Origin of the sequence: Paenibacillus contaminans (assembly GCF_003285015.1) — a bacterium.
GTDB classification, from domain to species: domain Bacteria; phylum Bacillota; class Bacilli; order Paenibacillales; family NBRC-103111; genus Paenibacillus_V; species Paenibacillus_V contaminans.
This window is the reverse complement of record NZ_QMFB01000003.1, coordinates 254,881-267,188: the sequence shown is the minus strand read 5'-3', so window position 1 is coordinate 267,188 and position 12,308 is coordinate 254,881. Positions and strand designations below refer to the sequence as shown.

At 51.1% G+C, this 12,308-nt stretch carries 10 protein-coding genes; 7 read left to right on the top strand and 3 right to left on the bottom strand.

The genetic code is table 11. The features are described 5' to 3' along the window. The first annotated feature begins 170 nt into the window (after nt 1-170). Complete coding sequence (locus DQG23_RS07715) at nt 171-1,484, top strand: replication-associated recombination protein A (RefSeq protein WP_113030238.1); 1,314 nt, start codon at nt 171-173, stop codon at nt 1,482-1,484. A 122-nt stretch (nt 1,485-1,606) separates the two neighbouring features. Here DQG23_RS07715 and DQG23_RS07710 read toward each other — a convergent pair whose 3' ends face one another. The 3 genes from DQG23_RS07710 to mnmA form a co-directional block, all read right to left on the bottom strand. Continuing rightward, on the bottom strand, nt 1,607-2,158 hold the full coding sequence (locus DQG23_RS07710; protein WP_113030237.1) for a hypothetical protein: 552 nt from the start codon (nt 2,156-2,158) through the stop codon (nt 1,607-1,609). A 262-nt stretch (nt 2,159-2,420) separates the two neighbouring features. Beyond that, nucleotides 2,421-3,680, bottom strand: coding sequence for a threonine ammonia-lyase IlvA (gene ilvA / locus DQG23_RS07705; RefSeq protein ID WP_420330218.1), 1,260 nt, complete (start codon nt 3,678-3,680; stop codon nt 2,421-2,423). A 163-nt stretch (nt 3,681-3,843) separates the two neighbouring features. Beyond that, nucleotides 3,844-4,950 (bottom strand): tRNA 2-thiouridine(34) synthase MnmA, encoded by a 1,107-nt coding sequence (mnmA, locus tag DQG23_RS07700; RefSeq protein ID WP_192894560.1) that lies wholly within the window; start codon nt 4,948-4,950, stop codon nt 3,844-3,846. A 494-nt stretch (nt 4,951-5,444) separates the two neighbouring features. Between mnmA and cymR the strand changes: the two genes are divergently transcribed. From cymR to DQG23_RS42535, 6 genes are all read left to right on the top strand, one after another. Then, the gene (cymR, locus tag DQG23_RS07695) at nt 5,445-5,864 is read left to right on the top strand and encodes a cysteine metabolism transcriptional regulator CymR (RefSeq protein WP_113030235.1); all 420 of its coding nucleotides are present in this window, start codon (nt 5,445-5,447) and stop codon (nt 5,862-5,864) included. 13 nt (nt 5,865-5,877) lie between these two features. Beyond that, nucleotides 5,878-7,053: a cysteine desulfurase family protein gene (locus DQG23_RS07690; protein WP_113030472.1), complete on the top strand. Its 1,176-nt coding sequence runs from the start codon at nt 5,878-5,880 to the stop codon at nt 7,051-7,053. A gap of 103 nt (nt 7,054-7,156) precedes the next feature. Continuing rightward, nucleotides 7,157-7,675 (top strand): PRC-barrel domain-containing protein, encoded by a 519-nt coding sequence (locus DQG23_RS07685; RefSeq protein WP_113030234.1) that lies wholly within the window; start codon nt 7,157-7,159, stop codon nt 7,673-7,675. A 4-nt stretch (nt 7,676-7,679) separates the two neighbouring features. Beyond that, nucleotides 7,680-7,877 carry a hypothetical protein gene (locus tag DQG23_RS07680; protein ID WP_113030233.1) on the top strand — a complete coding sequence of 66 codons (198 nt, stop codon included), beginning with the start codon at nt 7,680-7,682 and terminating at the stop codon, nt 7,875-7,877. 214 nt (nt 7,878-8,091) lie between these two features. Then, on the top strand, nt 8,092-9,162 hold the full coding sequence (locus DQG23_RS07675) for an AI-2E family transporter (protein ID WP_113030232.1): 1,071 nt from the start codon (nt 8,092-8,094) through the stop codon (nt 9,160-9,162). Between the two features lie 507 nt (nt 9,163-9,669). After that, nucleotides 9,670-12,102 carry an S-layer homology domain-containing protein gene (locus DQG23_RS42535; protein WP_192894559.1) on the top strand — a complete coding sequence of 811 codons (2,433 nt, stop codon included), beginning with the start codon at nt 9,670-9,672 and terminating at the stop codon, nt 12,100-12,102. Nucleotides 12,103-12,308: the final 206 nt, after the last annotated feature.

The window sequence follows — 12,308 nt, the reverse complement described above, 5'->3', positions numbered from 1 at the left end:
CGATATGTTATGCGATAATCTGCTAGAGTTGTTTGTGTTTTTGCCGGAAATGGGCGGCGTACACGGTAACCGCCGTGACAAGCTGCAGTCATTCGCGTTATGATAGGGAGGATACTAGCGAGAATGACGGCCGTTGGATGGCGGCTAACGGAAAGGAAGCTTGTCGAAAAATGGATTTGTTCTCCTATCGGGCATCGGCCGAGCCGGGCACAAAGCTGCTGGCGGACCGTATGCGTCCGATTTCGCTGGACGATTATATCGGACAAGAGCATATTGTCGGTCCGGGCAAGCTGCTGAGGCGAGCGATCGAGGCGGACAAAGTAACCTCGATTCTGCTTTACGGTCCGCCGGGCACCGGGAAAACGACGCTGGCCCACATTATTTCCCATAAAACGCAAGGCGAATTCGTACGCTTGAACGCCGTGGACGCATCCGTGAAGGATGTCCGCGAGGTAATCGAGCAGGCGAAGCAAATCAAGGATTTGTATGGCAAGAAGACGATTTTGTTCCTCGACGAGGTTCACCGCTTCAACAGCTCGCGTCAGGATGCGCTGCTGCCGGCGGTAGAACAGGGGATTATCATCTTCATCGGGGCGACGACCGAAAATCCGTTTCACTATGTGAACGGCGCTTTGCTTTCGCGATCGACGCTGTTTGAGCTTAAGCATTTGACGCACGAGCATTCGCTAATCGCCATGCGCAGAGCGCTTGCGGACCGTGAGCGCGGGCTCGCCTTCCTCCCGTTGCGCGTTGAGGAAGAGGCGATCGCGCATATTGCCGCGATGGCCAACGGCGATATCCGGCGCGCGCTCAACGCGCTCGAGCTGGCGGCGCTGACCAGCGCGCCTGAAGCGGACGGCACAATTCCGCTGACGCTTGAGGCGGCGGAGGAATCGATCCGGCGTCCGACCGTAAAGGCGGACGAGTCGACGCAATACGACGTCCTGTCGGCATTTCATAAGAGCGTACGGGGCTCCAGCGATGCGGCGTTATTCTGGTTCCTGTATGCGGTCGAGAAGCTCGGCATGGACCCGCGCGTCTTCCTGCGAAGGCTGACGGTAGCTTGCAGCGAGGATATCGGTCTCGCCAATCCGCAGGCGATGGTCCAGGCGGTAAGCGCTACACAGGCATTCGAGCGGATCGGTTGGCCGGAGTCGAAATATATCGTTGCGCAGGCGATTCTTTTTGCCGTGGAAAGCCCGAAATCGAACGCGATCCCGCTGGCGCTAGCACGGGTTATGGATGCGGCGGAGCGGCTTAAATCGGCGGAGGTGCCTCTGCATTTGCGGGATACGCACTACAGCGGGGCGGAAAAGCTCGGCCATAAGGGCTACTTGTATCCGCACGACTTCCCGGGGCATTACGTCGATCAGCAATATTTGCCGAACCCGATCAAAAACGACGTCTTTTTTGAAGCGAGCGATCAGGGGACGGAAGATAAAATCAAGCAAAACCAGCTGCGGCGGAGACAGCGGAAAAGCTGACGCTTTTTGCGCCGTGCACTTTTTGGAATGACCGTTGTTCATATGGAACGAAAAAACGTCACAGTCCCATTCAGGGCCGTGACGTTTTTTCAATAAGAGGACTTCCGTTAAGGCGTCTGGCGCTAAGACTCGGGCACGACCGGGAAAAGCGACTCTGCAACGCGTTCAAGCTCTTCACGAGGCACTCCTTTTTGAGAAGAAACGATGACATAGGCTTCGGGCAGCTTCATACGCAGCGATTGTCTTTTGCCGATCGTATACCATTTGCCGTCGCCGTTCAGCAGTTTGACGTCCTGCTCGTTCGAAACGCGTCCGGTCGGCTTCACTTCCTTCTGGTATTCGATAATGTCCATCTTTTTGTAGTGGAGAATCATAACGTTGCTGTCGACCTCGACCCAATCAAGCTTATCGCCGTTTGCTCCGTTCTGCGGGACGTATACGGTTTTCATTTCTACGGCCTTGGAGGCCTCGCGTATTTTATTGTAGTGCTCATCCGTGTAGGCTAGGGCCTTCATGTTCCCTTGGGGCTGAATTTGACCGTTTTGCATGCCCAATGCTTTAAGCTTCCCGCCTTGAGGCTGCTCTTCTCCGCCTGATTTCTTTGTTCCGCAGCCGCTTGCAAGCACTACGGCGATAAGGATGCCGCTTAATGCAGCGGTTACCCGTTTGTCCATCGGACATTCCTCCCAATGCGCTAACGATGTCTGATTACTTTAGCGTCCCCAAACTTGCGGCGAACCAATCCGGAGACGGCTTGAAAACAAGAGGAGAAATTGTTTCCATGGCTGCTGGTGTCCTAATGTCTTGGAAACTGAGGTTTGAACATGGGGCTATTACTGATGACAATAAGTTATGAATATGCAAAAAAGACGCATGTTAAGCAGCGAATCCCGCTTACATGCGCCTTATAGCTTGTTATTCTTTGGATCTCCCGAATCAAATCAGCAAATTGAACAGCCTCGCATCGTTGTTGATTTCGACAAAGCCGTAATCCCGCTTGGACAGACGCTCGATAAGGCCGTGATAATCGTCCTTGTTGCTCAGCTCGATGCCGACTAGTGCCGGGGCGTTGTCGCGGTTGTTTTTCTTCATATATTCAAATCTGGTGATGTCGTCGCCGGGTCCAAGCACTTCCTCGAGAAATTCGCGAAGGGCTCCCGAGCGCTGCGGGAAGTTGACGATAAAATAATGCTTAAGCCCTTCGTAAATCAGGGAACGTTCTTTGATTTCCTGCATTCTTTCGATATCGTTATTGCCGCCGCTAATGATGCAGACGACATTTTTGCCTTTGATTTGCTCCCGGTAAGCATCAAGCGCGGCTACAGGCAGCGCGCCGGCCGGTTCGATAACGATCGCGTTATTGTTGTACAGCTCCAAAATAGTCGTACATTCCTTGCCTTCCGGAACCAGTACGATATCGTCCAACAACTGCCGGCAAATGCTGAACGTCAGCTGGCCTACTTGCTTCACGGCGGCGCCGTCGACGAATTTATCGATCGTATCTAGCGTAACGACACAGCCTTCGTCAAGCGAAGCTTTCATGCTGGCCGCTCCCGCAGGCTCGACGCCGATGATCTTCGTGCCGGGGGAAACGCTTTTGACATAAGAACCGATCCCTGCGACAAGTCCGCCTCCGCCGATCGAAGCAAAAACGAAATCGGGCGTCTCTTGCATCTGGTTTAGCACTTCAAGTCCGACCGTGCCTTGACCCGCGATGGTTCGATAATCGTCGAAAGGATGGATGAACACCATATTTTCTCTTTCGCAGTATGCTTTCGCTTTAGCTGACGAATCGTCGTAAGTATCGCCTGTAAGGATTACCTCGACATAAGGTCCTCCGAAAAATTTAACCTGCGATATTTTTTGCTTGGGCGTCGTAGTCGGCATAAAAATTTTGCCGTGTATCCCAAGATGCTTGCATGAATACGCGAAGCCTTGGGCGTGATTGCCCGCACTCGCGCAGACGACGCCGCGGCTGCGTTCCTCCGGTGTCAGGCTTTGGATGAAGTTATAAGCGCCGCGAAGCTTGAACGAACGGACGATTTGCTGGTCTTCGCGCTTCAAGTAAACGTTGCACTCATACTGGTTGGACAGCAGCTCGTTACGTTGAAGAGGGGTTTGCTCGATGATTTTGCTTAAGGCATGATTCGCTTTAATAATATCCTCTATATAAACCTTAGTGGCAGTCGTCACGATGAAGTCTTCCTTTCTGCTGGGAAAAATGGTTACAAGCTATTGTAGCATAAGATGTCTGCGAGTGTTGCGGCCGTTGCAAAAACTTTTACTTGGTCGGACGCCCTCCCAAGCATTCAAAAACTCCCCGGCTTCAAGCTCCGGGGAGGTGGGACGAAGGCGCGAATCAGCGTTCCGCCATGCATTGCGTACGGTTGATCGTGCCGCCTCCGAGACAGACGTCTCCATCGTAAAATACGACGGATTGACCCGGCGTCACGGCCTTCTGGGGAATGTCGAAGACGATATCGCAAATGCCGCCGTCTCGCGTAATAACCGTTACGGCTTGGTCCTGCTGGCGGTAGCGGAACTTCGCGGTGCAGCGGAACGTCGCGGCAGGAGCGCTGCCGCTGATCCAATTCACATCGGTCGCTTCGAGTCCGACCGAGTAAAGCCGCGGATCGCTTTCGCCTTGAACGACATAAAGGATGTTGTTCGCCAAATCCTTATCCGCCACGAACCATGGCTCGCCCGATCCGGAGCCGCCGATACCGAGCCCTTGCCGCTGTCCCAGTGTGTAATACATCAGCCCGTCGTGACGGCCTTTCACTTCTCCGTCGAACGTCCGGATTTCACCCGATTGGGCGGGCAAATACTGGCTGAGGAATTCCTTGAAATTCCGTTCGCCGATGAAGCAAACGCCGGTACTGTCCTTCTTCTTGGCGGTAGCAAGCCCAGCGGCCAGCGCGAGCTCGCGCACCTTGGGCTTAGGCAGATGCCCGATCGGGAACATGGCCTTCGACAGCTGATATTGATTCAGCGCATTCAAGAAGTAGGTTTGATCTTTATTGCCGTCAACCCCGCGCAGCAGCCGGAAGACGCCGTCTATCTCTTCCACCCGGGCATAATGTCCGGTAGCGATATAATCGGCGCCCAGATCGAGCGCTTTTTGCAAAAACTCGCCGAATTTGATTTCGCGGTTGCACATGACGTCCGGATTCGGCGTTCTGCCCTTGCGGTATTCGTCCAGGAAGTAGGCGAATACTTTATCGTAATATTGCTTCTCGAAATTAACGGTATAACACGGAATGCCGATTTGCGCGCAAACGCGGCGGACGTCTTCCGCGTCCTCTTCAGCAGTGCAGCGGCCGAATTCGTCCGTGTCGTCCCAATTTTTCATAAATACGCCGATAACCTCGTACCCTTGTTCTTTCAGCAACAGGGCGGAAACCGAGGAGTCGACGCCGCCGGACATGCCCAGTACGACACGCGGCATTTTTTTTATATCACTCATTGTATATGACCTCGCTTTATGACCGAAACTGATTTTTATTGTAACACAACGTCGGCGTGAGTCACTAATTTCCGGCCGATCAATTATTTACGCTTTATGCGAGGATGCTATTATGCGATGACTTTCTATGAAAACGGACGTATTTCGGTGATTTTGCCAAATATTTTTGTGAAATTTAACACTTTTTTTTCACGAAGTTGTCATTGTTTTGTTTTCAAGAGATATCATTGTATGTTAACATATATTTAATGCGGGTATGTCATGTTAATAGCAGGCAAGGATAAACGGCTTCGCCGCTTTTTACGGGCATGTGCGTTTATCGGAAAGTCGAACGATCAGCGGGGGATTTACTTGCTGAGACTTAAATGAAGACTATACGACTTGATGAATAAAGCCGTTACGACATACGGCAAGCTCCCGATTCTTTGCCAAATCGTCGGGATGGGGCGGCAATTCGGCCGCTCGGGTAAAATAGCGATAAATGAGGTGCTGTTTTGAAGATTTCCACCAAGGGCCGATATGGACTAACGATAATGATGGAGCTTTCAACGAGATTCGGCGAAGGTCCGACATCTTTGAAGAGTATTGCAGAGAAACACCAGCTTTCCGAACACTATCTGGAGCAGCTTGTTGCGCCGCTTCGCAATGCAGGCCTGGTTAAAAGCATTCGCGGCGCTTACGGTGGCTACATTTTGTCTCGCTCTCCGGAAGAGATTACTTCAGGCGATGTTATTCGCGTGCTGGAAGGGCCGATCAGTCCCGTAGATTTTACGGAAGAAGACGATCCTGCGAAGAGAGACCTGTGGGTTCGCATTCGTGACAGCATTGCGCAAGTATTGGACACGACGTCATTGGCAAACTTGATTTCTTTCCATGACGAAGGCAAAAACGACAACTACATGTTCTACATTTAGATTGGTGAAAGCGATGAATGACATTTATTTGGATCACGCCGCGACGACTCCGCTTCATCCTGCCGTGTTTGAACGTATGCTGCCGCATTTAAGCGGGGTTTCCGGTTTCGGAAATCCGTCAAGCACGCATCGGTTCGGAATGGCTGCGCGTTTGGCGGTAAGCGATGCACGCGATCGGCTCGCCGCTGCGCTGCATTGCGACAGCAGACAGCTTATTTTTACAAGCGGCGGTACGGAAAGCGATAATTTGGCGATATTCGGCTCGATTGCTGCCGCCGCAAGCAAGGGCAAAGGGCAGAAGGGCCACATCATTACGTCGCAAATCGAGCATCATGCCGTCCTTCATACTTGCGAGCAGCTTCAACGCGCAGGTCATGAAGTGACGTATCTTCCAGTAGATACGACCGGTCTTATTCGAATCGAGGATTTGGAGCGAGCGATAAGACCAGATACCGTCTTAATCAGTATCATGTTCGGCAATAACGAGGTCGGTACGCTGCAGCCAATCCGAGCAATCGGAGAGCTGGCCCGGTCCAGAGGTATCCTGTTTCACGTCGACGCCGTGCAGGCTCTCGGACATATCGACCTTCAAGCATCGCAGCTCCCCGTCGATTTCATGAGCTTCTCCGCCCACAAAATTCAAGGCCCCAAAGGAACGGGAGCGCTCTACTGCGCACCGCACGTCCATTTGTCGCCGCAGCTGTTCGGCGGCTCCCAAGAGCGCAAACGCCGTGCCGGTACCGAGAATGTAGCAGGTATCGTCGGATTTGCCGCCGCAGCCGAGCTTGCGGTACAAAATATCGGACAACTGCAACAAAATTGTGCCAAACTTCGTCAAAAGATGGTAGAAACCTTCCAAAAGTTTTTAGGTGACGGCGGTTTTGTCGAGAACGGTCATCCTGATGCTTCGCACAGGCTGCCGCATATCGTCAACGTCAGCTTTCCTGGCGTCGATACGGAAACGCTGCTGATGAACCTTGATCTGGAAGGCATCGCCGCAGCAAGCGGTTCGGCCTGTACATCCGGTTCATTAGAGGTTTCGCACGTTTTGCAGGCGATGCAGCTGCCGGAGGAAGTGCTGAGATCGGCGGTTCGCTTCAGCTTTGGCGCCGGTCAGCCGGAGGACGAAATCGTTCTGGCGGCGGAGAGAGCCGCTACCATCGTTTCGCGTATCCGTAATAGAAAGTAGTTTCCGTTATTCCAAAATCCCCCTCTGAATAATCCAACCACCTTTGGCAAAAAATGTGGACGAGCCGAATGAGGCATCGCTCAACGGGTGGGGTGAAGGGCATTTGCGTAAAGCTTACGATATTCTGGGGCTGCCTGTGATCGGCGTGTCCAATGGCAAAAGGCTCGGCACGGCGAAAGATTTTTGGCTAGATGCCGAGATGCAGGCCCAAGGCGTCGTATTGGAGACGAAAAACTGGTTTACGGCCGCGCGATATATCGATTGGGACGACGTGGTGTCGTTCGGCGAAGACGCGATAACGGTTCATGGGGATTGGGTTCTCCGCAATTGGGAGGAAACGCCTGACAGCATTTGTTTGGTAAACGGCAAGAGAAAGCTGAAGGGCGTTCCGATTATGACCGTTAACGGACAGCAGCTCGGTTTAGTGGAAGATGTTTATTTTTCCGAAAATATGGATAAAACAATAATAGGATATGAATTGTCGGATGGCTTTCTGTCGGATGTGACCGAGGGCCGCAAATGGCTTCCTGCTCCTGACAAAACGACGCTCGGAGAAGATGTCCTTCTCGTACCGGTGCATGCCGGGCAGGATTTGAATGAAATTACAAACGAAATAGGGTGATGCGATGATGCGGTGTCCGAACTGCAATTCCAAAGACATTGGGAAGATTGGCTCCCACCAGTTTTATTGCTGGGGCTGCTTTATTGAGTTGACTGTCAACGGCGATAAAATGTCCGTCTACCAAGTAGAGGAAGACGGTACGCTCAGCTCGTTGGACGATTTGTTCTTCGAAGAGGAAATTCCTCAAGTTCACGCCAACTGAATCGAATGGAACGGATGAACATAATTCCGGCTTTAATCAAACCTTGCGCGGACCCGCGTCAGTTTGCTTGAAGTCGGAATTTTTATTTGTGCCGGCGGTTAACCCGCCCGGTTCACATCCTGCTTTTGCAGCTTAAAGCAGTCTTTGGATTAAATCGGCTGGCTCGTACATATACTTAAGCATATATATTTGCTTGTGAGGGCTGGGTGAACGTATGGAGCCATTTTTCAAAAGCCGGTTGTTTTCCGTTTTCGTATATGTGTTGTTAGGCCTCATCATCTTGTACATGCTTGTGCGGATCAGTCCGATTTTGTCCTGGACGTACGGGTTCTTAAAGGCGGTCCTGGGACCATTCATCATCGCGATGATCATTTCCTACGTGCTCAATCCGATCGTTTCGCTGCTTAATGTTAGGAAGGTGCCGCGTACCATTGCGGTGCTGCTTATATATGCCGTCTTTATAACGTCGCTGACTGTCGTGATGATCAATCTGATCCCGATGTTCATGTCGCAGCTGACAGAGCTGAACGTCCATATGCCGCAGCTGACGATGCGGGCGCAAGGCTTGATGGACAGCCTGAACGATAACCGGTATTTGCCGGAGAGCGTGCGGATGGGCATTTTCGATTCGCTTGAAAAGGTCGAGAACGGAATTTCGCAAGCCATCTCGAATTATATCGACGGGATCGGCAGTACGATTAATGCCGTGTTTATCGCGTTCATTATTCCGTTTCTGGCCTTTTACATTTTGAAGGATTTTCAGCTTATCGAGCGGGCGGTTTTGGCTATCGTCCCGAAGTCCCATCGCAAAAAAACGGTCAAGCTTCTCATCGATATCGATTCGGCGCTGGGCAGTTACATACGCGGTCAATTTCTCGTCTGCATCATCGTCGGCCTTCTGGCATACATCGGTTACTGGCTGATCGATATGCCTTATCCGTTGTTGCTGGCCAGCGTTGTAGCGATTTTCAACATCGTCCCTTATTTAGGTCCTTACTTGGGAGCGGCTCCTGCGCTTATCATGGCGGCAACCATCTCGTGGAAAATGGTGCTGTACGTCGTTATCGTCAATACGATCGTGCAAATACTCGAGGGCAACGTCATTTCCCCTCAGGTCGTCGGAAGAACGCTGCATATGCATCCGTTAACGATCATTTTCGCATTGTTGGTCGGAGGCGAGCTTGCGGGAGTTTTGGGACTCATCTTGGCAGTTCCTGTGTTTGCAGTCGGCAAAGTTATCGTGCAGCATGTCATGCTGTATTACATTCAGCGGAAGACGGTGTAGGAACGGAGTTAGCAAAAAGAATATACAAATACTAAAAGTTATCGACAAAATTCTACAGCATTTGCGCTAAGTGGCTTGTATATTTGGGAGGTATATCTCATTAATGAGGAGGCCTCCCTAATTTTGACTACAGGACAAAGACAAAAGAATTCGTTCTTTAGAAGGATAGCAATCATCCTTCTTGCGATTACCGTCATAGGCGGTTTTCGCTTATCGGCAGTGCAGGCTGCGCAGCCAAATAATCCACCGCCGCCGACCGGCGGCATTGTCGGAGCAGAATCCGGAGCTCCTTCTCCGCCTCAAGGATTGGAATATTCAGTCATACCTTCAGGAACCGTTCTAAGCTGGACTTATAGCGCTGATCCGAATATAAGCGGATATAATATCTATGTAAACTATATTAAAATAGGTACAACAACCGAATCGACTTATCTAATCGAAGATTTGATCGATAAGAAAGGTTATGTTTTTGCGGTAAGCGCTTTTAATGAGATGGGAAAAGAATCTATGCTTGCGAAAATCAATAACAACTATCCGAACAGTCTTCCCGAAGCTATTGCGGCGATTTCTATCACCTCTCAAATGATTAAAATTTTCTTCAATAACCCGGTAGATCCAGTAACCGCCAAGGATATCTCTCATTACATGATCGATAATGCGGTAGCGGTAGTTGACGCAAAGCCGAGCGAAGACGGATTGAGCGTATTTCTAACAACCACCCGGATTACGGTTGGACCAGTTTATCAAGTCTCGATCAAGGGAATTGTGAATCCCGATGGGGATAGAGGACCGGATAAAATAATGCCTTTCGCAGGGACTTTTATCGACGGATCACAAATAAAAGGTTACCGTGTAAGCGGGATCGTCAAATTGAACAACACCCTGAAAGCAGGTACGGTTGTTGAAATTTCCGATGTTAAAGACGGCGAAGTGCTTTTCAGCGGTAAGATTGGAGACCCTGAAGGCAATACGAATATAGGTAGCTATCATGTTTACGACGAGGAATATGATGGTTTTTTACGCTATTATTTCGATGTTCCTGTCGGGACCTATAAAATAACTGCCATTTATGGCGAACGCTCTATTACTGTAGCGAAAATTACAGAGCCGGGTGCAGTCGTTGATCATTATTTTATCATGACAATGCCGGTTTTGGAGTTTATTGCAGATACTACTCCTCCGGCGAAACCTGTCGGTCTGAATGGAACTGTTACAAACGGTGCTGTTCAAATGAGCTGGGACGACAATACGGAGCCAGATCTAAAAGGTTACTATCTGTACGTAGACGGAATTAAACGTGAAAGCTTGCTTACAGAGGCTAACGCCATCATTGAGGAATTGGTCAGCGGTAATACCTACAGCATCGGTGTGAGTGCTGTCGATCAAGATGGAAACGAATCGGAAGTTTCCGAGGTCAAGCAATTCGTTTTGCCGTCGACACCGAGTCCAAGCCCGAGCCCAAGCCCGAGCCCGAGCCCGAGCCCGAGCCCAAGCCCAAGCCCAAGCCCGAGCCCGAGCCCAAGCCCAAGCCCAAGCCCAAGCCCAAACCCAAACCCAGGCCAGACAACAGGGCCATCGACACCTCCCGGCAATAGCTCGCCGCCTCCTTCGAATCCGGGTCCTGTAACACAGGTACCGAATGAAGGCGGAAAGAAAGAAGAGCTGCCGCCAAAAGCGGAAATCGGCGCGAATGGAGTTTCATTCCCGACCGGTGCGTTAACTCCTGTTACGGGTGAGAGCGACGGAGGTAAAGGAACAGCAGCGTTCACGCTGGACAAAAACGTATTTGACGATGCGGTAGCCAAGCTCCTGGAGAAGAAGGAGCAATCGCAAGCGATAACCTTTGACCTAAGTGCCGTGCAAGAAAATTCGGTAACAATCGAGCTTCCTGTTTCGTCATTGGCAAGTGTCCGGGACTCGCTGCCGAATGCAAGCATTTCGTTTAACGGGAACGGCTTCGGTTTGCAAATTCCTGCAGCGTCGCTTGATTATCAAGCTTTAGCCGGACAGCTTAACGCATCCGTAGAAGACGTAAAGCTAAGCGTCTCGGTCGCCAAGACGGATCAAAATACCCAAAGCGGAATTCAAGCTGCAGGCCGAGAACTGGGAGTCAAACCGGTTGCCGCGGGATTCGATTTTACGCTTGTTGCCGAAGCGAACGGGAAGACCATTACGATTGCGAGCTTTGATCATGCATTTGTAGAGCGCACCATTTCGCTTCCGAAAGGAAACGAGCCTCAAAGCATGACGGGCGTTTATTACGATCCTGCGACAGGCAAGCTGTACCCGGTGCCGACCACATTCGAGGTTAAGGGCGACGAAATGCTGGCGACGATCCGTACGAATCATAACAGTATCTATACGATTGTGGAGACTTCACCGGTGTCCTATACCGATACGGCCGAGCACTGGGCTAAAGAAGATATTAGACAGCTGTCGGCTAAGCTGATTTTGAACGGCGAAGATGATTCGGTTTTCAATCCGGACGGTAAGTTAACGAGAGCGCAAGCCGCTGCAATAACGGTTCGTTCGCTTGGCTTGACGGAACACAGCGGCGCGAAAGCCTTTGCCGATGTGGGACCATCCCACTGGGCAGCCGGATGGATCGGTGCCGCCGTTAAAGAAGGGTTGGCTGAGGGCATTGCTGACGACCGTTTCAACCCTGACGAGCAGGTTACACGTGAGCAGTTGTTCGTTATGTTGTACCGCGCGGCTCAAAAGGCGGGAGCGGATTGGGCGGTTTCCAAGCCATCATTGACTGGGTTCTCCGATGCCGGTTCGTTATCGCCATGGGCGGTAGAAGCTGCAAGTGCGCTTATCGAAGCCGGCATCGTCCAAGGAAATGGCGGCAGTCTGAACCCGCAGCGCCACGTATCCCGAGCAGAAGCGGCGGCACTCGTGAGGCGTACGCTGATCGAAATCGGTTTTATGAACGAGTAAAATCAACGAGTAAAATATAAAGGAAACCCCGATTGCGTTCTGATCGAGGTTTCTTTTTTTAAAAATCTTCAGAAAGTATATCTCCGCTGATTGTTCGATTTCCCGGTAGACGCGCCAGTCCTTTAAAGGACGGCGAAGCCGTTTATCCTTGCTGGCGGACATTTCAGTCGCCCTTTCATAAAAGAATAGATTTGACAGGGATTGGC